General features: G+C 65.8%; 14 protein-coding genes. 3 read left to right on the forward strand and 11 right to left on the reverse strand.

Features of this window, described 5'->3' with window-relative positions:
- Nucleotide 1 precedes the first annotated feature (1 nt).
- The 11 genes from K3172_RS04845 to K3172_RS04895 all read right to left on the reverse strand — a co-directional run bounded on the left by K3172_RS04845 (nt 2) and on the right by K3172_RS04895 (nt 16,343).
- Nucleotides 2–1,213, reverse strand: coding sequence for an acyl-CoA dehydrogenase family protein (locus tag K3172_RS04845; RefSeq protein ID WP_221587483.1), 1,212 nt, complete (start codon nt 1,211–1,213; stop codon nt 2–4).
- 98 nt (nt 1,214–1,311) lie between these two features.
- Nucleotides 1,312–2,040 (reverse strand): 3'(2'),5'-bisphosphate nucleotidase CysQ, encoded by a 729-nt coding sequence (locus tag K3172_RS04850; protein WP_221587485.1) that lies wholly within the window; start codon nt 2,038–2,040, stop codon nt 1,312–1,314.
- A gap of 88 nt (nt 2,041–2,128) precedes the next feature.
- The gene (locus K3172_RS04855) at nt 2,129–3,544 is read right to left on the reverse strand and encodes a sugar MFS transporter (RefSeq protein ID WP_221587487.1); all 1,416 of its coding nucleotides are present in this window, start codon (nt 3,542–3,544) and stop codon (nt 2,129–2,131) included.
- Between the two features lie 122 nt (nt 3,545–3,666).
- Complete coding sequence (locus tag K3172_RS04860; protein ID WP_221587489.1) at nt 3,667–6,063, reverse strand: glycoside hydrolase family 3 protein; 2,397 nt, start codon at nt 6,061–6,063, stop codon at nt 3,667–3,669.
- Nucleotides 6,064–6,145: 82 nt separating this feature from the next.
- Nucleotides 6,146–7,342 (reverse strand): MFS transporter, encoded by a 1,197-nt coding sequence (locus K3172_RS04865; RefSeq protein ID WP_221587491.1) that lies wholly within the window; start codon nt 7,340–7,342, stop codon nt 6,146–6,148.
- Nucleotides 7,329–8,390, reverse strand: a complete 1,062-nt coding sequence (locus K3172_RS04870; protein ID WP_221587493.1) for a LacI family DNA-binding transcriptional regulator — start codon at nt 8,388–8,390, stop codon at nt 7,329–7,331. The genes K3172_RS04865 and K3172_RS04870 overlap by 14 nt, the downstream gene beginning before the upstream one ends.
- Nucleotides 8,391–8,458: 68 nt before the next feature.
- Nucleotides 8,459–9,961: a tryptophan halogenase family protein gene (locus tag K3172_RS04875; protein WP_221587495.1), complete on the reverse strand. Its 1,503-nt coding sequence runs from the start codon at nt 9,959–9,961 to the stop codon at nt 8,459–8,461.
- Nucleotides 9,958–10,989 carry a cupin-like domain-containing protein gene (locus K3172_RS04880; protein WP_345725591.1) on the reverse strand — a complete coding sequence of 344 codons (1,032 nt, stop codon included), beginning with the start codon at nt 10,987–10,989 and terminating at the stop codon, nt 9,958–9,960. Before K3172_RS04880 ends, K3172_RS04875 begins: the two co-directional genes overlap by 4 nt.
- A complete protein-coding gene (locus tag K3172_RS04885; RefSeq protein WP_221587499.1) occupies nt 10,982–11,701 on the reverse strand; it encodes a SapC family protein in 720 nt (239 codons plus the stop codon). Before K3172_RS04885 ends, K3172_RS04880 begins: the two co-directional genes overlap by 8 nt.
- Nucleotides 11,698–13,248 carry a tryptophan halogenase family protein gene (locus tag K3172_RS04890; RefSeq protein WP_221587501.1) on the reverse strand — a complete coding sequence of 517 codons (1,551 nt, stop codon included), beginning with the start codon at nt 13,246–13,248 and terminating at the stop codon, nt 11,698–11,700. The genes K3172_RS04885 and K3172_RS04890 overlap by 4 nt, the downstream gene beginning before the upstream one ends.
- A gap of 113 nt (nt 13,249–13,361) precedes the next feature.
- On the reverse strand, nt 13,362–16,343 hold the full coding sequence (locus K3172_RS04895; RefSeq protein WP_221587503.1) for a TonB-dependent receptor: 2,982 nt from the start codon (nt 16,341–16,343) through the stop codon (nt 13,362–13,364).
- Between the two features lie 223 nt (nt 16,344–16,566).
- Here K3172_RS04895 and K3172_RS04900 point away from each other — a divergent pair, with 223 nt between their 5' ends.
- From K3172_RS04900 to K3172_RS04910, 3 genes are read left to right on the forward strand one after another with little or no spacing between them, the layout of a single operon-like run.
- The gene (locus K3172_RS04900) at nt 16,567–17,175 is read left to right on the forward strand and encodes a flavin reductase family protein (RefSeq protein WP_345725592.1); all 609 of its coding nucleotides are present in this window, start codon (nt 16,567–16,569) and stop codon (nt 17,173–17,175) included.
- Between the two features lie 57 nt (nt 17,176–17,232).
- Nucleotides 17,233–18,210 carry an NAD(P)H-dependent flavin oxidoreductase gene (locus K3172_RS04905; protein ID WP_221587505.1) on the forward strand — a complete coding sequence of 326 codons (978 nt, stop codon included), beginning with the start codon at nt 17,233–17,235 and terminating at the stop codon, nt 18,208–18,210.
- A 3-nt stretch (nt 18,211–18,213) separates the two neighbouring features.
- Entirely contained in the window at nt 18,214–19,356 is a 1,143-nt protein-coding gene (locus K3172_RS04910) for an acyl-CoA dehydrogenase family protein (RefSeq protein ID WP_221587507.1), read from the forward strand.
- Nucleotides 19,357–19,365: the final 9 nt, after the last annotated feature.

The raw sequence follows: 19,365 nt of genomic DNA on the forward strand, positions 1-19,365 counted from the left end.
CTTACTGGTGGTCGAGCATGCCGAGCACGCGCTTGGCGATGATGTTGTTCTGGATTTCGGTCGAGCCGCCGTAGATCGTGGTCGCCTTGCCGAAGAGCCAGGCGCGCACCGCCTCGAGTTCGCCGCCAGAGAAGCCGTCGCCTTCCCAGCCGAGGCCTTGCAGGCCGCGGATTTCGATCAGCAATTCGCTGCGCTCCTGGCTCAGCTTGGTGCCGAGCTTCTTGAGCACCGAGCTGATCTCGGACACGCCGCCGGCCGCCTTGCTTTCCTCCATCGCGCGCCGAGCGGTGAGCAGGAAGCTGTTCCAGCGGATTTCGAAATCGGCAATCTTGTCGCGCAGCACCGCATCGGCGAGTTCGCCGTCGGCGCCCGTCGGCTGGTACTTCTTGGCAATGTCGCCGAGGCTCTGGCCCATCAGCCGCGCAAGGCTGCCGCCGCCCGAGATATTGGTGCGCTCGTGCTGGAGCAGGCGCTTGCCGATGGTCCAGCCCTGGCCTTCCTCGCCGACGAGGTTTTCCTTCGGCACCTTCACATCGGTGAAGAAGGTTTCGCAGAACGGGCTGGTCCCGCTGATCATGGTGATCGGGCGAACTTCGACACCGGGCGTGTCCATGTCGATCAGCATGAAGCTGATGCCCTTGTGCTTGTCGCTCTTGTCGGTTCGCACGATTGCAAAGCACTTGTCGGCCCATTGTCCGCCGCTGGTCCAGGTCTTCTGGCCGTTGACGAGGTAATGGTCTCCCTTGTCCTCGGCAAAGGTCTGGAGGTTGGCAAGGTCGGAGCCGGCGTTGGGTTCCGAATAGCCCTGGCACCAGCGCACTTCGCCGCGGCAGATCGGGGGAATGTGCTCCTTCTTTTGCGCCTCATTGCCGTATTCGAGCAGCGTCGGGCCGAACATCATCACGCCCATGCCGCCGATCGGGTTGTAGGCACCCGCCTTGGCGAATTCCTGGTCGATGATCTTGGCCTGCGCCTTGCTGAGGCCGCCGCCGCCGTATTCCTTGGGCCAGGTGGGGGTGCCCCAGCCGCGCGCGCCCACGGCTTCGCGCCACTTGGTCTGCGCCGGGGTTTCGTCGGTGGGGCCATCCACGCCGGCCAGTGCGTTGGACTGGCCCTTGAGTTCGGCGGGGAAATTGTCGGCGAGGAATTGCTGCACTTCCGTGCGGAAAGCCTCCTCGTCGGTCCGGGTCTGGGGTTCGAGCTGGGTCGCCATTGCGCTGTCCTCTCTGGTTTGCGGCGACTCACATACCGCAATTCGGGACAGGCTTGAAATACGTTAGGGCAGGGCGGGTTTGCGCCCGTGCCCGGGCCTCAGAGCCGGGCCACTTCGGCAAGGACTCGCTCAGCCCATTCGGGGCGGCAGATCAGCAGGTCGGGCATGTAGGTATCGGCCTGGTTATAAGTCAGCGGGCTGCCATCGACGCGGCTCGCATGAAGGCCGTGGGCGAGCGCGACCGCGGCGGGGGCGGCGCTGTCCCATTCGTACTGGCCGCCGGTGTGAAGGTAGATTTCCGCCTCGCCGCGCACCACGGCCATCGCCTTGGCACCGGCCGAGCCCATCGGCACCAGCTCCGCGCCGATCGCTTCGGAGACGGCGACCGCCTCGGCTGCGGGCCGGGTGCGGCTGACGACCATGCGCGGGGTTTCCGCGGCTCCGGGCACGGCAATCGGCGCATCGGTACGCAGGACGCAGTCGAGCCCGGGCAGGGCGACCGCGCCGATCTCCGGCTTGCCATTGATGCACAGCGCGACATGGACCGCCCAGTCGGTGCGCGCGTCGCCATATTCGCGCGTGCCGTCGACCGGGTCCACGATCCACACGCGCTCCATGCCGAGCCGGGCGGCGTTGTCCTTCTCCTCTTCGGAGAGGAGGCCGTCCTCGGGCCGCTGCTGGCGCAGGGCATGGCACAGGAATTCGTTCGCCGTGGCGTCGCCCGCCTTCCCGAGGCTCTTGCCTTCGAACATGCCGCTATCGCGCACTCCGATCAAAAGCTTGCCGGCGACTTCTGCGAGATGGGCGGCGAGTTCGGCGTCGGTCATGAAATTTCCCTGTGGTCGAAAAGGTTTCGGGGGCCGCATGGCAGACCGAAGCCCCCCTGCGAACCCCCGAATGATGGCTATTGCGAGATCAGGCAGGCTTGCGCGCGAAGATCCCGAAACCGGCGATGATGGCATAACACGCGATCGGCAGAATCATCGCCGTCGCGAGGCTGCCGCTCGCATCGGCCAGCATGCCGGTCAGCAAGGGGATCACCGCCCCGCCGAAAATGGCGATGTTGATGATGCCCGATCCGTCGGCTGCCTTGAGGCCGAGCTTTTCGCAGGCGAGCGAGAAGATCGTCGGGAACATGATCGAATTCATCAGGCCGACCGCGAGCAGGCTGTAGGCCGAAACCGAGCCGGTCGTGTTCGTGGAGACCAGCACCAGGGTGATCGCACCCAGCGCCACGCCGGTCAGCACCAGGCCGGGGCTGACATAGCGCAGGATGAGCGACCCGATGATGCGGCCGACGAGCGCGCCGCCCCAGTACATGAAGATCATGTCGCCCGCTGCGCGTTCGGTCAGGCCGAGCACGCTTTCCTGCATCAGATAATTCACGATGAGCGAGCCGATCGCGACTTCCGCCCCCACGTACAGGAAGATGCAGAGCGCACCGAACGAGAAGCGGGTGCGGCTGAGGAGGCTGTTGCCCCACAGCCAGATCGCAGGACCGGTCAGCAGCAGGAGAACGCCCGGAACCTCGTTGCCCTGAATGACCAGCCAGCCGCCGATCACGATGGGTACGATGCCGATCAGGTAACGCGGCATGGACGTCAGCGCGTCGCCCTTCATGGCGGCGGCATCATGCGGCAGCTTGCTGCGATTGAGCCAGACGACCAGCGCAATCACCGCCAGAGCGACTGCAAGGCCGATATAGGTCGATACGATCGCTGCGCTTTCCGCAGTGCGATAGGCCTGCAGTTCCTCGCCCGAGAGCTCGGCTGCGGTCACCCCGGCAAGGCTGCCGAGAATGAGTGCGGAACCGACGATCGGGAAAATCGTCGTGCCGAGGCTGTTGAAGGCCTGCGCGAAGGTCAGGCGGCTGTGGACCGTCTTGGCCGGGCCGAGCAGCGAGATCAGCGGATTGGTCACGACCTGCACGATCACCACGCCGCTGGCGAGGATGAACAGCGCGCCCAGGAACAGGCCGTAGGTCGCGGTCTGGCTGGCCGGGATAAACAGCAGGCAGCCGGCCATCATGATCAGCAGGCCAGCGACCGCGCCGCGCATGTAACCGATCCGCTTGACCAGCTCGGCCCCCGGAATGCCGATCATCAGATAGGCGGTGAAGAAGCAGAACTGCACCAGCATCGCCTGCGTGTAGGTGAGCGTGAACAGCTCCTTCAGCTTGGGCAGGATCACGTCGTTGAGCGAGGTGATACCGCCGAAGATGAAGAACAGCGCAAACACGAAATACTGTAGGCCGGGCGCGTTGACGTGCGTGCCTTCGGCTTCGATCGGATTCGGATCGGTGCTCGACGAAATGTCGGGTGCCAGTGCCATTACCAAAAATCCTCCCACGTGCCGCACGCGTGCTTGCGCGTCGGCGTTGTCCCTGACGCCCTGTCTGGCAGCACGTCGCTGTCAGGCAAAGCGAATTTCGAATGCACTCGTGCTCGCTCCGCTCAGAAGGAGCAGGCGGTCCCCTCGGCCACATCCTCGCGCGTGACGCTGGAAATGCGGAAGGTGATCTTGCCTTCGGTGTCGAAGCGGATGCGATTGCCGAGGCCCGGCGCGCAGGCTTCGGTGATCAGCATTTCGCGCCAGCCCTTGCCCTCGGCGACCGCGAAGGGCTGGGTGAGGTCGACCACTGCATTCTCGCCGACGCGCAGGACGATCGGTGCGACAGGCCGCGTCACGACCTCGTAGGCGATGCGGTAGGCGCCGCCGCTGTCGGGCTCCTGCGCGAGACCGAAGCGCGCACCCGGCTGCAGGGTGATTTCGCGGGCGTCTTCCTGCGCGTTGCGGTCGTAGCCGCGCGCCGTGACACCCGAATCCGTGAGGTCGCCGCGCATCTGTGCGAGCAGTTCGCCATTGCCTTCGACGTTCGGCTTGACCGCGAAGGCGACCGCGCCGTCGGCGAGGCGGCCCTGTTCGAACAGGGCGCGGGTCGGGCCGGCCTCGAGCGGGGCGCAGTCCTCGCCCAGCACCGGAGTCGGCGCGGTATCCGCCAGCGAACGGCCATAGCCGACCGGGAAGAGCGCGCCGTCAGGGCCGTTGAGCGGGCCGAAATCGCACGTTGCCGGCCAGCTGAAGCCGAGCTTCCCGGTCGCGGGCGTGGCGCCGGTCAGGACGTCGGCAACGCCTGCGCCCTCGCTGCCCGGCAGCCAGGAAGCGACGAAGGCGTCGGCCAGGTTCATCTCGCGATTGACCCACATCGGGCGGCCCGAAAGGAAGACGGCCACCGTCGGGACGCCATCGGCCTTGAACTTGCGGAGCAAATTCAGTCCCTCCGCATCGGTGAAGCCGAGGTGCTTCCGGTCGCCCGCGAATTCCGCATAGGGTTCTTCGCCGAACACGACGACGGCGACATCGGGCTTGGCGGAATAGCTGCCGTCCGCGGACAGCGCGGCGCTGCCGCCGCTGGCTGTCACGGCGTCCTCCAGGCCCTTCCAGATGGAGGTCGCACCCGGGAAATAGCTGTTGTCGAGATCGCCGCCACCCTGCCAGGTCAGCGTCCAGCCGCCCGCGGCCTGCGCGATATCGTCCGCCGCGCTGCCTGCGACCAGCACGCTGGCACCGGGCTTCAGCGGCAGGACGCCGTTGTTCTTCAGCAGTACCTGCGACTTGGCGACGGCCTCGCGCGCGATGGCGCGATGAGCGGCCGAACCGAGCAGTTCGTACCGGCCGGCATTGGGCCGGTCCGATGGCTTCACCTGCTCGCCGAGCAGCCCGGCGCGCATCTTCACGCGCAGGATGCGGGTCACGGCCTCGTCGAGCCGGCTTATCGGGATGGTCCCGTCGTTGACCTGCGCCACGGTGGTTTCGAGCAGCGCCTTCCAGTCGTCCGGCACCATGTAGATATCGAGCCCGGCGAGGAGCGATTTGGGGCAGTCAGAATTCGTGCAGCCCTCGACTTGGCCATGCGCGTTCCAGTCGCCCACGACGAGACCGTCGAAACCGAGCTCGCCGCGCAGTACGTCGGTCAGCAACATCTCGTTGCCGTGCATCTTGACGCCGTTGATCGAATTGAAGCTGGCCATGATCGCTTCGACCCCGGCCGCGATTGCCGCGGGGTAGGGGGCGGCGTGGATTTTCTTCAGCGCCTCGATATCGCCGTTGACGTCGCCTTGGTCGACGCCCTGCGAGGTGCCGCCGTCACCGAAGAAATGCTTGGCGGTGGCGATGACATGTCCCGCGCCCAGGCGGTTCGGGTCGCCCTTGCGGCCCTGCAGGCCCTCCACCAGCGCCGCGCCGAGCGGGGCGACGATCGCCGGATCTTCGGAATAGCTTTCGTAGGTCCGGCCCCAGCGGTCGTCCTGCGCCACAGCGATGGTCGGCGAGAAGTTCCAGTCGATGCCGGTGACCTCGATCTCGACCGCCGTGGCCGCGCCGATCCGCCGTAGCAGGTCCGCATCGCGGGTCGCGCCGAGGCCGATGTTGTGCGGGAAGATGGTTGCGCGGACCACATTGGTGTGGCCGTGAACCGCATCGGTGCCCCACATGGTCGGGATCACCGGCTCGCCATTGGCCATCGGCGCGACCGAGGCGAGATACATTTCGTCCGCCAGCCGCAGCCATTCCGACGCGGGCGCGAATTCGTCGCCATAGGGGCCGCCATTGCCGCCGTTGAGGTAGCTGCCGAAGCGGTAGCGGCGCATGTCTTCGGCGGTGAAGGAGTTGATCTGCGGCTGGATCAGCTGGGCGACCTTGCGCTCCAGGCTCATCCGCGCAACGAGGTCGGCTATGCGCGCATCCTGTGACGCGGGAGCGGCGGCTACGACCGGCGGTACCTCCGCAATCGTCTGCGTGCACCCGGCCAGCGCACATGCGGCCGCACCAGCGAAAACCCAACGTTTCATCTGCATTCCCCTCCGCGTTCCCGATTCACATTGAGAACGTTCTCAATATGGGGTGCCACGGGTCACGGGAGAGGTCAAGCCGCTACGTGCGGCGTATCGTCACAAGGATCAGGCAGGCTGCCGCGCACAGGCCGGCCAGCAGCAGGAACAAGGCGCCGTACCCGAACACCGGGACCAGCGCGAGCGTCAGCCAGGGCATGATCAGCGAGGGCACGGTGTTGGTCAGGTTGAACAGCCCGAGATCGCGCCCGCGCGTGCCGGGGCGGGGGAGCACGCGCAGCGTCTGCGCGGAATGGAGCGCCAGGAACACGCTGGTGGCGAGCCCGAACAGGACATAGCCCGCGATCGCCATCGGCAGCGAACCGGCGAAGGCCATGACGAGCAGGCCGATGGCGCCGAGGCCCGCGCCGGTGAAAAGCGGGAGGAAGGGCCGGTTGTCGCGATCGGACCAGCGCCCTGCCGCCAGCGCGAGCGGGACCGACAGGCACAGCACGATGCTGAAAACCGTGGCGGTGTCGTTGTCCGTCACGCCCGGGTCGATGCTGCGGAACCAGAACAGCAGGAACGCGAACAGCGCTGCCTCGGCAATCTGCACCAGCAGCCGCGCAAGCCACATGCGGGCAATGGTCTGCCGGGGCTGGGCGGGCTTCACCGGCTCGGCGGGCCTGGGTGCCATCAGTTGCGGCATCGGGTGAGGGGTGCCGAACAGCAGCACCGGCAGCACCATTGCGACCACGAGGCAGGCCACGATCAACAGGCGCACATCCGCCGAAGCGAGGCCGGGCAGGGTCACGATCGCGCCCGAAAGCGCGCCCAGCGCCGGCGCGAGCGACAGCAGCCCGCCGAGAAACCCCTTCTGCGCGTCGGGCACCATGTCCCCCGCCCAAGCGGACAGCGGCCCCAGCATCATGTTGAGCGCGCATTGCCAAACGATCAGCAGGAGGATCAGCGTCGGCAGGCTGTCGACCTCGCGCATGGACACCAGCAGCGCGCTCGACAGCAGAAGGCCGCCGACGATCCACGGCTTGCGCGTTCCCGTCCGGTCGCTGGCCCAGCCGAAACCGATGTTGGCAAGGCTGGCGGCAATGGCTCCGGCGAAAGCGCCGTAGGCCAGTACCGTTACCTTCCCGTCTCCGGCGAACTGCGCGATGCGCTCGGGCAGGAGAATGGTTAGAAAGGGCACATATGCGACCGCGCCGCCTGCCGCGGCCAGCGCGTAGAGCCACAGGAAGCGGGTCGACTGCCGGGCAGCCCCGGCGGCGGCCTCAGCCGACGGCACGCAGTGGCGCCCGGGCAGTCGATCCGCGGATGACGAGATCGCCCTTCAGCACGACCGGCTCGCTCGGGGCGGGCTGGCCCTCGCCGTCGATCAGGATCTCGACGGCCTTTGCCGTGGTGGCGGCAATCGGCTGGTCGAGCGCGGTCAGCGGCGGCTGGGTAAAGCGTACGATGGGCGTGTTGTCGAAACTGATCAGCGACAGGTCGTCGGGCACCGCAAGGCGGCGTTTACGGGCGACCTCCAGCGTCGCCAGCGTCATTTGGTCGCTACTCGCGATGATCGCGGTCGGCGGGTCGGGCTGGTCGAGCAGCGCTTCGGCCGCGACGATGCCGCTGTCGTAACCGAAGTCGCCGCGTTCGCAGAGGCCCGCGCTATCGAGCCCCGCTTTCGCCATGGCCGCCTCCCATCCGTCGATACGCCATCCGGCCAGGCTGTATTCCTCCGGCCCCGCGATGAAGCCGATCCGGCGATGACCCAGCTCGACCAAGTGGTTGGTCGCCAGTGCGGCGAGATATTCGTCGCCCATGGTCATCGCGATGCCCGGTCCCTCCTGCTTCGAACCGATCCGCGCAAAAGGGATGTTCCGTTTCGCCAGCAGGCCGGTGATCAGGGGGTTTTCCGAGTGCGGCGGCGTCAGCACGACGCCGTCGGGCTGGAGCGCGGCGATCGCTGCGCCGAGCTCGCGTTCCACGTGGTCGTTATGCGTATCGACCAGCTCGACCAGCATGCGATAGCCGCGGTCGGCGCAGGTCAGCATCCCGCCGAGCAGCATCTGGTCGACCCAGTCGGTCCCCATGCGCGACGTCCAGTCGGCGATGGTGCGTTCGCGGTCGTTGATCGCGAGGATGAGGTATGATCGCGACCCGCTCATTCGCTGGGCGGCGATGGAGGGGACGTAGCCGAGCTTGTCGATACTCGCCTGAACCCGTTCCTTCATGGCGGGGCGCACGTTCGGCTCGTTGTTGATGACGCGGCTCACCGTTTGCAGGGAAACCCCTGCATCGGCGGCTACGTGCTTGATGGTCACTGCCTGGCGGCGCCGAGCCATGATAGTTTCTAAACCCCCGTATTACCGTCCAGTTTTAATCCGATCCCGCGGGGTCGGCCAAGTGCGCCTCAGGCCCCCTCGGCTTCTTTTGCACCGCAATATTGCGCCACGTAGGCATGGTGATCCGGCATGGCGTCCACCGTTTTCGTGACGTTTTCGCGCAAGCCCCTGAGAAAAGCCGCGAGTTCGTCGTCCGGCATCTTGCGGGCGATCGGATGATGGGCTTCGGGCATGATGCCCTGGCCCAGCATCACCTGCACCCAGCTGTTCTCCTGAAACAGTTCCTCGTTCTTGCGGAAGACCCGGCCGGTTTCGCGGAACAGCTCGATCTTCTGCTGCAGCGTCTCGGGGACGTCCATTGCCGCGCACTGGCGCCAGAATGGGCTGTCGCGCCGGTCGGTGGCCTTGTAATGCAGGATCAGGAAATCGCGCACCTGGATCATGTCGGTCAGTTGCTGGTCGTTGAATTCGGCCACATCGCGTTCGCTTACCCGCCCTGCGGGCATCATCCGCAGGATGCGCAGGATGGCCCGCTGGATCAGGTGGATGCTGGTCGATTCCAGCGGCTCGAGGAACCCGCCCGACAGGCCGATCGCCACGCAGTTGCGATGCCACTGCTTGCGGCGCGCGCCGGTGACGAAGGGGATCGCGCGCGGTTCGGTCAGCGGCTCGCCCTCCAGGGTCGACATCAACCGGTGCTGGGCCTCGTCATGCGACAGGTACCGGCTGCAATAGACGATGCCGTTGCCGCCGCGGTGCTGCAGTGGGATGCGCCACTGCCAGCCCGCGTCGTGCGCGATCGCGCGGGTATAGGGGATCGGGGGACGGGCGCTTCTGGTCTGCACCGCAATGGCGGCATCGCAGGGCAGGTAATGACGCCAGTCGTCGTAGCCGACATGCAGCGCCCCTTCGATGAGGAGCGCCCGGAAACCGGTGCAATCGAGGAACAGGTCGCCTTCGATCCGACGCCCGTCGTCGAGCAGCAGGGCGGCGATGTCGCCGCTGGCGTCGTCGAGCTGGACCTCGTCAATCTTGCCTTCGATGCGCACGCAACCATCCTGTTCGGCAAGGCGTCGGAGGAAGGCGGCATAGCGCGTTGCGTCGAGCTGGAAGGCGTAGTTGACCCGCCCGTCCGGCAGGTGCGCAAACTTGTTGCGGTAGGCGGCCTGCAATTCGAGGCAGTAGTCGTCGTAGCTTTCCGTATGGCCACGCTCGCGTCCCTCCATCCAGAAATGCTGGAAGCCCGCGGTCCAGTGATCGCGGCCGGTCGTGCCGAAAGAGTGGAAATACTTCTCTCCGTCGACCCGCCAGTTCGCGAATTCGATGCCGAGTTTGAACGTCGCCTGCGTTTCCCGCATGAACTCGTTCTCGGGGATGCCGACGATGCGGTTGAAATTGACGAGCGGTGGAATGGTGCTCTCGCCCACGCCGACGGTGCCGATCACGTCGGATTCCACCAGCGTCAGCTCGACCGAATCGCCCATCGTCCGGGCAATCGCGGCAGCGGCCATCCAGCCGGCGGTCCCTCCGCCGGCGATCACGATGCGCTTGCGCGGGTGGGGGCTGGTCATTGGTTGAGTGTCCTCAGCAGATAGGTCCGCAGCTGGCTTGCGGTTTCGGGGGTCAGGCGCGCGAGGATGCCCTGCGCGGCCTCGGGAATGTGGTCGGTCACCTCGGGCCCGGCGGTGAAGACGTAATGATCGAACAGCTCGCGCCAGATCGCCTTCTCTTCGGCCGGTAGGTCGCGCAGCGTGAGAATGGCATGGTTGAGCGCATCCTGCGGCTGCCCGAGATAGGCCGGCGTGTCGCGCCACCAGTAGTTCACGAGGATGTTGAAGGGCTCGAGGCCTTCGACATGGTGCCACCACAAGGAGGGGATATAGATCGCATCGCCCGGTTCGAGCTCGACCACTTGCGCATGTTCGAGCGCTTCGGCGAAGCGCGGGTATGCGTCGAGATCCGGCGCATGCAGGTCGACCATGCTGACCGGGCGCCCGGCCGGTGTGTTCTCCAGCGGGCCGAGATAGAGGTTGCGGAACTGTTCGGGCGGGAAGATCGTGAACCGACGCCGGCCGACAGCGCAACAGGCGAGGTTGCGCGGGAAGTCGTTATGCGCGGCGACGCGCGTGTCGGTGCCGATCCAGATGCGCTGGTGCGGCTGGCGGTCCAGCACGGGCGACGGATTGGCTTCCACGAGCCCGTCGAAGAAGCTCACCATGTCGACCGAGGTCAGGTAGATCGCCGGGGCATCGGCGCGCCCCTCGTTGTCGTCGAAGCCGCGGAAGATATCGGGCAGTTTCCCGCGGGCCGTACGGAAATTCATGCCGAAGTCGTCATTGTAGAACAGGCGGCCGTCGCGCCCCGGTTCGCCGATCGTCACGGTGAAAGGGGCCGGACGGGCATGGTCGAGCAGATAGGCGCGCGCGGCGCGGGCGCTTTCCTTGCCTGCCTGCACCAGCGGCCAGTCGGCCACGAGGCCGCGGACCACGAACGGGGCGCCGGCTTCGTCGAGCAGGGCGGACAGCGCGGCGGCATCCTGCGCCTCGCGTTCCTCGACCCGCTTCATGGCCGAAAAGACGGTCGTATCGGCCTCAGCCACCGGCCCGCCCGGCATTCTTGCGCGCGACCAGTTCCGAGAACTGCGACAGCGAGGCGAGCGCCATGAAGATCGGCAACAGGTGGTCGTGCGCATGCAGGTCGCCCAGCGCATCGCCATCGAGCGCGCGGACCTTGCCTTCGTCGATGATGTGAAAGCCGACCAGCGAATTCTGCGACCCGTCGCTCAGCGGCACCTGCAGCGTGAAGGGCTCGAGCAGCTCGTACCGCTCCAGCGCGGCGAAGAAGTCCGCGCTGCGCCGGTAGCTTTCGTCCAGGTCGCCCAGTTGCCGGGCAATCTGTTCGAGATAGGGCGTGGGCCGCCCGGTCTCGTCGAACACGCGCGTGCCTTCACCATTGCCCGCTACGCGCGGGTGATCGAGGTCGATATGGACCTGTCCCTCGCCCTCGCCCGAGGCGGGGCGGCCGATCAGAAAGGGCTGGATCGCGAGCGACAGGGGCCGGTAGCGCGTATCCCACCCGTCCTTGCCGAGGAACAGGTTCTCGCCATTCTCGAACCCGAACAACGCGAGCGCGGAGAATTTGCCGCTTGCCTGGTCGCGCTTGAACAGGATCGGATATTCGCCCTGCACCTTGCGGAATTCGTCCGGCACGACAAGCGCGGCCATGACGGCATCGCCCAGCGCGGCATCCGCGTGGGTATGGACGCGCAGCTCGCCGTGCTCGCCGCTGTTGAGGATGCGGTGGTTGGTCATGATGTGGCTAATTCTCCTTGCGCCGCTTCTGGCGGCGACGCTGTGTTGAGGGCATCGAAATAGACGCGGTTGGCGGGCAGGGCCGAAACCATCGCCCGCGTGCGTTCGCGGACTTCGGCGAGGCGCGCAAGAGCTTCGGGCGCCGGCTGCGTGCCGTGTGCCGGGGGTACGGGAAAGCCCATGCCGTAGAGCACATATTGCTGGCTGGCCGCCGAGAACACTTCGTCCACCTGCGGGAAGTCCCAGTGCGAAGGCGGCTGTTCGCGCCACAGGACGAGCTGGTCGGCAAGGCGCTGCGGGATGGAGGCGGGATCGCGCTGCGCGGTCCAGTAGGGTTCGGCGCGCTCGCTCAGCACGTAATGGAGCTTGAGAAAGTCGACGATCCGCTCCCAGCGATAGCGGAACAGCGCGTTGAACCTTTCGGCATGGATCGCCAGCGTGGCGCGCGTTGCCGGAAAATTTTCCGCCAGCGCCTTGAGCGAGAGCTCGACCATGACGATGGCAGATGCTTCCAGCGGCTCGATGAAGCCGGCCGATTGCCCGATGGCCAGGCAATTGCCGCGCCAGAATTGTGTCCGATGACCGGTGGCGAAGGTAAGCTTGCGCGGGGTCAGGCTTGCGGGGGCCGCCCCCGGCACATTGGCGGCGACATAGTCGCGCAGGATGTCCTCGGCGCGCTCGTCGTCAAGGAAGCGCGAGGAATAGACGCAGCCGATCCCGCGGCGGGTGGGCAACGCGATGTCCCACAGCCAGCCCGCTTCATGCGCGGTCCCGATGGTCTGCGAGGCGATGGGGCTGTCCGGCTGGACCGGCACCTGCACCGCCAGCGCGCTGTCGTTGAAGGAGATGTGCGACAAATCGGTCCAGCCGCTGCCGAAGTGGCCTTCGATCAGGATCGCGCGGGCGCCGCTGCAATCGATGAAGAAATCGCCCTCGATTCGGCCGCTTTCGGCCAGATTCAGCGCTTCGATACTCTCCTGCGTGCCGACGACACCCGCCACGCGGTCGCGCAGATGGATGACGCCCAGGCGCGAGGTCGCGTGCCGTTGCAGCATCGCGGCGAGCTTGCCCGCGTCGAGGTGGTAGCCGTAGTTGAGCGCGCCGGCATAGCCCGGCATCGCCCGCTGTCGCGGCGCGAGATCGCGCGCGCAGGCGGCGGCCTGCGGTGTCATCGCGTGCGCGAAATCGAGGCCGGAGGCGTCCTGCCGCCACGCGGCGAGCAGTGCGGCCATGTCCCCCGGCGGGGGCGGCGTGAACGGGTGGAGATAGCTGTCGCCCTCGCGCCCGGTGGTCCAGCCGTCGAACCGCGAGCCCTGTTTGAACGAGGCGTCGCATTCGCGCAGGAACTCGTCCTCGGCGATGCCGATCGTGCGGAGTGTTTCGCGCAGGGTCGGCCAGCTGCCTTCGCCGACGCCAATGGTCGGGATGTCGGGCGCCTCGACCAGCGTTACCGAAAGATCCGGTCGCCGGGCGGCCATGACGCAGGCCGCCAGCCAGCCGGCGGTCCCGCCGCCGACGATCACCAGTTTCTCGATCCTGTCGGTCATCTTGCCTACCTTAACCCCTAATCCGCCACCCGCAAAAGAGAAGAGCCGCACTGCTTGCGGGCAGTGCGGCTCTCTCGTTCAACCGGGGGAGGGCGAGGAGCCGTCCCGTGCGGTTACCAGGTGAAGCGCACCCCGGCAGCGTAACGGGCATAGCCCGGTGCCGCGAAGAACTTCGCCAGTTCGTTGCGGCGGTAGCCGTTGCGATCGTCGTTCAGGATGTTGATCCCTTCCGCGAACACCGTGATCCCGCCCGGGAACTCGTAGCTCGCACTCGCATCGAGCTGCCCGTAGGAGTCGATGAAGTACGGATCGAAGTCGTACCCGCCCAGGAACTTGTCGCGCCAGTTGTAGGCGACACGGGCCTGAAGGCCGTTCTTGTCGTAGAACAGGACGGCGTTGGCGCTGTCGCTGACCCCCTGTACGGCGAACTGCGGCACGGTCCACGGCTGCGTCACGTCGTACGGCGTGTCGCTCTTGACGATCGTGTAATTCAGGATCGCACCGAAGCCGGTATCCCAGAACGTGTGCTGCAAGGCAAATTCCCAACCCCACAGCCGCGCGGTCTGGTCGCTGTTTATGGCCTGTCCGAGGGTGAAAATCACGTCCGGATCGGCCGCGAAGCCAAGGATGCCGCCGGTTACCGGATCGATCCGGTCGGGATAGTTGGCAGCAACGTAGTCGCGGATGGCGGCGTACGAAACGGCCCCGGCAGCCCTCGCTTCCAGCACCGGAGCGCTTTGCGACGGATCATCGAGATCGAACAGCGTGGTCTGGGTCGTCTGGTTGACGATGAAGTTGCTGACGTTCTTGTTGAAGAAGCCAACCGAAACGTAGCTTGCATCATCGTAGTACCACTCGGCCGACACATCGATGTTCTTCGACTTGTAAGGCACCAGGCCCGGATCGCCGGTATTCGCCTGGCTGCCGCCGGCACCTACGCGCAGGGGCTCTGCAATGACCAGCGAGCCGAGGTTTCCGTAGCTCGGACGGGTGATGGTGTGGCTGTAGGACGCACGCAGGATCAGTCCATCCATCGGCTCGAGGCTGAAATCGACGGCCGGAAGCCAGTTGTCGTAGGTTCCGCTGGCGCTCGTGAACGAGCCCGGCGGGCTGATCAGGCTGATTTCGTTATCCGAAACCCACACAGTGCCTGTGGGATTCGGTGCAAGCGAAGACGACGAAATGTCCGTCGTCTCGTAGCGCAGTCCGAGACGGGCAGTCGCTTCCATGCCGCCCACGTCGAACCGGTTGAGCAGCTGGACATAGGGCGCAAGCGTCTTTTCCGTGATCCTGTTGTCGGTCCTGTACTGCGCCAGACACGTCCCCGGCTCCTGAGCGGCCGCGCAGATGCCGAGCCGGTCGTTGAGCAACTGGATCAGGTTCTCGGTGTCGATCTGGAAGTAGGTCGGGATGATCGAAGGATCATTGCTTCCGGCCAAGCCGGCGAGGTCCGACGGCAGGTCGCGCGGGATGAACAGATCGTCCGGCGTATCGGCAGCCGACAGCGTACCGCCCCAGGTGTCGTTCTGGATCACGCCGAAGGCGCTGCGCACCTTGTTCTCGATATAGCTGGCGCCGAAGTCGAGGCTTTCGATGAAGCCTGCGTCGAAATCGTAGCTACCGCGCAGGGTGACTTCGGTGATCTCGTCCTTGAAGTAGGCATTGCGGAACGCGTTGCCGGCCGGACGGATGTTCGAAGCGTCGATTTCCGCACCCGGATACATGTCGACCGAAATGACCGGCATGTCGGTGGTGTAGTCGACAGACTGCGACTGGACGCCGAAGATGGCCGTCCCGACCGCCTGGCCGCTGCCATAGGGCGAAGTCGGCTTGGATTCGGCGCTCGAGCGGTGCGCGTCGAGTTCGAAGCGGAGACCGCTGTCGCCTTCCCAGGCGATGTTGCCGCCGATCGAGTGGTTGATGCTGCGGTTCGCGCCGACCGCACCGGTGATGGCGAGGTCCTTGGGACCGCAATTGATCGGGTCCGCGGCGGGATCGCAGAAGTTTTCGGCATAGAACAGCGCGCCTGCCGCCGGACCGTCGGTCCATGCGCTCGAGGTGTCGCCGTGGTTGAACCACACGCCGATGCTGCTCTGGCGGCTGTCGAACGTGTTCTGCGAGAACAGGTAATCCGCCGTGATCGTCAGGTTGTCGGCCGGCTTGTACTGCAGGACGGCCTGGCCGTTGATACGCTCGCGTTCGAAGTCGAAGAAGTCGTAGGCGACGCTCTGCGGCACCTGGTAGACGTCGGTATCTCCGGGGCGGTTTTCGATGTTGGCGTAACGCGGGTCGCCCGGCTGGGCGAGCGTGCCCCAGTTGTTTTCCGCGCCGGTGTAGCCCGGGCGCCAGTTGCCGGTGACGAACTGGGCCTGGCTGCCCTTGCGCTGCTGGTACGAACCGGCGATCAGGATGCCGACGGTGTCGTCCGCGAAGGTCTTCGAGACGATGCCCGAGATTTCGGGGGTAATGTCGGTGCCGTCGAAGCGCGAGGTGTCGTAGACGCCCTTGACGCCGATGCTGCCCTGGAAGCCGGGACGATCGAGCGGCCGGGGCAGCTTGATGTTGATGACCGAGCCGATACCGCCGGTCGGCAGCGAGGCGCGACCCGACTTGTAGACTTCGACGCCCGCGACGCCCTCGGCCGCAAGGTTGCCGAAGTCGAAGCTACGCGAAGACGGGGCCGAGAAGCCGTCGCCCAGCGTCGAGGTCGGCATCTGGCGGCCGTTGACGACGACGAGGTTGAAGTCGGGGCCGAAGCCGCGGACGGTCACGGTCGAGCCTTCACCGCTCTGGCGGTCGATCGACACGCCGGTAATGCGCTGGAGCGATTCAGCCAGGTTGGTGTCGGGGAACTTGCCGATGTCTTCGGCCGAGATCGCGTCGACCACGCCGACCGCGTCGCGCTTGATGTTCATGGCGTCCTGCAGCGAGGCGCGGATACCCGAAACGACGATCACGTCGCCTTCGTCCGCCACGGCTTCCTGGGCCGTCTCGTCGCTGTCCTGAGCCATCGCGACCTGGGCGGTTGCGCCCAGTGCGACTACGGATGCCCCCGCCATGAACCTGACGAGGGAAGGCTTGCGCTTCCAATTCATTACCGATTCTCCTCCCAAAACCATGCGCTTAGGGCGCACGGGTAGTCCGAATGTGAACGTTCACCTATTTGATAACGTTCACTGGGTCAATCTTGCAGCCCCTGCAATCAACACAAAATTGCACCAACTGTGGCATTCATGTTGCATTTTTTGCGCACCATGTTCGATGCCGGAAATGTCCGCGTCACTTGCAGCGCAACGCGTGTTGCCCTGCGCGCGAGCCGTGAGTACCGAGACTGCAATGTTCGACGCACAAGCCTTTCGCGATGCCCTGGGGTCCTTCGTGACCGGCGTCACCATCGTCACCGCGCGGGACGCCGATGGACAGCCCTTCGGACTCACGGCGAACAGCTTCAATTCGGTCAGCCTCGACCCGCCGATGGTGCTCTGGAGCCTGTCGCTGCAATCGGGCACGCTGCCGGTCTTCCGCGATGCCGAGAACTGGGCGGTCCACGTGCTCTCTGCCGACCAGCAGGGCATGTCGGACCGCTTCGCCCGCGCCGGGGCGGACAAATTCGCCGGGCTAGCCGTATCCGATGGTCCGGAGGGCGCGCCGCTCATCGAAGGCTATGCCGCCCGCTTCGGCTGCCGGGCGCGTTTCGAATACGAGGGCGGGGACCATGCCATCTTCCTTGGCGAGGTGGTCGACTTCGACCGGCGCGAGGCGGAGCCGCTGATCTATCACAGCGGGCGCTACGGCCGCGTCATGCGCGCGCCGACGGGCGAGGATCTCGAACGCGAAGGGCTGGCCGAGCGGAGTGACGACGCGCTTTCCCTTACGGCGCGCGGTCACGACCTGCTCGCGGCGCTGCAAGGGCTGGCGAAGCGCTAGACTCTCGGCCCGCGCCTCGATACCGGTTGCGAAAAGCAACTGTGAGAGAGGCAGCCCATGAAGACCCGCATCACCGAACTCTTCGGCATCGAGCATCCCATCATCCAGGGCGGCATGCATTATGTCGGCTTTGCGGAGATGGCGGCGGCGGTCTCCAACGCGGGCGGCCTCGGCATAATCACCGGCCTCACGCTCGGCACGCCGGAAAAGCTCGCCAACGAGATCGCGCGCTGCAGGGACATGACCGACAAGCCCTTTGGCGTGAACCTGACCTTCCTGCCCACCGTCAACGCGCCGGACTACCCCGGCCTCGTCAAGGCGATCATCGACGGCGGCGTGAAAGCGGTGGAAACCGCGGGCAACAATCCCTCGCAGGTCCTGCCCTATTTCAAGGACGCCGGGGTCAAGGTGATCCACAAGTGCACCAGCGTGCGCCACAGCCTCAAGGCGCAGTCGATCGGCTGCGATGCGGTGTCGGTCGATGGCTTCGAATGCGGCGGCCACCCGGGCGAGGACGACATTCCCAACATGATCCTGCTGCCCCGCGCGGCTGACGAGCTGGAGATCCCCTTCGTCGCCAGCGGCGGCATGGCCGACGGTCGCAGCCTCGTCGCCAGCCTCGCCATGGGCGCGGAAGGCATGAACATGGGCACGCGCTTCATCGCCACCAAGGAAGCACCGGTGCACGAAAACGTGAAGAAGGCGATCGTCGCCGCATCCGAACTCGACACCCGCCTCGTCATGCGCCCGCTGCGCAACACAGAGCGTGTGATGACGAACGACGCGGTCGAGGAACTGCTCCGGATCGAGAAGGAGAAGGGCACCGACCTCAAGTTCGAGGACATCATCGAACAGGTCGCCGGCGTCTATCCGCGCATCATGACCGAAGGCGACATGGACGCGGGCGCCTGGTCCTGCGGCATGGTCGCAGGCCTGATCGACGACATCCCGACCTGCAAGGAACTGATCGACCGCATCATGGCCGAGGCCGAGGAGATCATCACCGGCCGCCTTGCGCGCTTCCAGGGAGCCTGAGCCATGCTCGATACCAGCTATCGCACCGCCTATAACGAGGACCACGAAGCCTTCCGCGACACCGTGCGCAAGGTCTTCGCCGAACACATGACGCCACATCTCGATCAGCACGAGGCGGACGGCATCGTCCCGCGCTCGGCATGGAAGGCGCTGGGCGAGGCGGGCATGCTGTGCCCGACGGTCAAGGAAGAGAACGGCGGCCTCGGGCTAGATTTCGGCTTCAACTGCGTGCTGTGCGAGGAGCTGTCCTACCTCGGCAGCTCCGCCGGCTTCACGCTGCAGAACGACATCACCGCCAACTATTTCGAGCGCCTCGGCAGCGACGAGCAGCGCGCGAAATACCTCCCCGGCATGGTCAGCGGCGACATCATCACCGCCATCGCCATGACCGAGCCGGGTGCGGGCAGCGATCTACAGGGCATCCGCACGACCGCGATCGAGGATGGCAACCATCTCGTGATCAACGGTTCCAAGACCTACATCACCAACGGGCAGAACGCCGATTGCGTGATCGTGGTCGCCAAGACCGACCCGACGCAGGGCGCCAAGGGCACCAGCCTCGTGCTGGTCGATGCCGACACGCCGGGCTTCGAGCGCGGGCGCAATCTCGACAAGATCGGCCAGCACTCGGCCGACACGTCGGAGCTGTTCTTCAACGACTGCCGCGTACCCAAGACCAATATCCTCGGGCAGGAAGGCCGCGGGTTCATACACCTGATGGAAGAACTGCCGCAGGAACGGCTCGGCATCGCGGTCGGCGCGCAGGCCAGCGCGCAGCGGGCGTTCGACGAAGCGGTGAAGTTCACCAAGGACCGCAAGGCCTTCGGCAAGACCGTGTTCGAATTCCAGAACACCAAGTTCACCCTCGCCGACTTGAAGGCCAAGCTGCAGGTCGGCTGGGCGCATCTCGACTGGGCAATCAAGAAGCACCTCGCGGGCGAGCTCACAACCGACGAGGCCTCAGCCGCCAAGCTGTGGCATACCGACCTGCAATGGGAGGTCTGCGATGCGGCGCTGCAGCTGCATGGCGGGGCGGGCTACATGAACGAATACACCATCGCCCGCCTGTGGCGCGACGCGCGTGTGACCCGCATCTTCGGCGGAACGAACGAGATCATGAAGGAAGTGATCAGCCGCTCGATCTGAGGAGGTGCC

Origin of the sequence: Qipengyuania proteolytica (genome assembly GCF_019711565.1) — a bacterium.
In the GTDB taxonomy this organism is placed as follows: Bacteria; Pseudomonadota; Alphaproteobacteria; order Sphingomonadales; family Sphingomonadaceae; genus Qipengyuania; species Qipengyuania proteolytica.

Bases quoted from the DNA above. Each gene is read 5' to 3' on its own strand.
- K3172_RS04845 (WP_221587483.1), bottom strand. From the start codon at position 1,213: ATGGCGACCCAGCTCGAACCCCAGACCCGGACCGACGAGGAGGCTTTC.
- K3172_RS04850 (WP_221587485.1), bottom strand. From the start codon at position 2,040: ATGACCGACGCCGAACTCGCCGCCCATCTCGCAGAAGTCGCCGGCAAG.
- K3172_RS04855 (WP_221587487.1), bottom strand. From the start codon at position 3,544: ATGGCACTGGCACCCGACATTTCGTCGAGCACCGATCCGAATCCGATC.
- K3172_RS04860 (WP_221587489.1), bottom strand. From the start codon at position 6,063: ATGAAACGTTGGGTTTTCGCTGGTGCGGCCGCATGTGCGCTGGCCGGG.
- K3172_RS04870 (WP_221587493.1), bottom strand. From the start codon at position 8,390: ATGGCTCGGCGCCGCCAGGCAGTGACCATCAAGCACGTAGCCGCCGAT.
- K3172_RS04875 (WP_221587495.1), bottom strand. From the start codon at position 9,961: ATGACCAGCCCCCACCCGCGCAAGCGCATCGTGATCGCCGGCGGAGGG.
- K3172_RS04885 (WP_221587499.1), bottom strand. From the start codon at position 11,701: ATGACCAACCACCGCATCCTCAACAGCGGCGAGCACGGCGAGCTGCGC.
- K3172_RS04890 (WP_221587501.1), bottom strand. From the start codon at position 13,248: ATGACCGACAGGATCGAGAAACTGGTGATCGTCGGCGGCGGGACCGCC.
- K3172_RS04895 (WP_221587503.1), bottom strand. From the start codon at position 16,343: ATGAATTGGAAGCGCAAGCCTTCCCTCGTCAGGTTCATGGCGGGGGCA.
- K3172_RS04905 (WP_221587505.1), top strand. From the start codon at position 17,233: ATGAAGACCCGCATCACCGAACTCTTCGGCATCGAGCATCCCATCATC.
- K3172_RS04910 (WP_221587507.1), top strand. From the start codon at position 18,214: ATGCTCGATACCAGCTATCGCACCGCCTATAACGAGGACCACGAAGCC.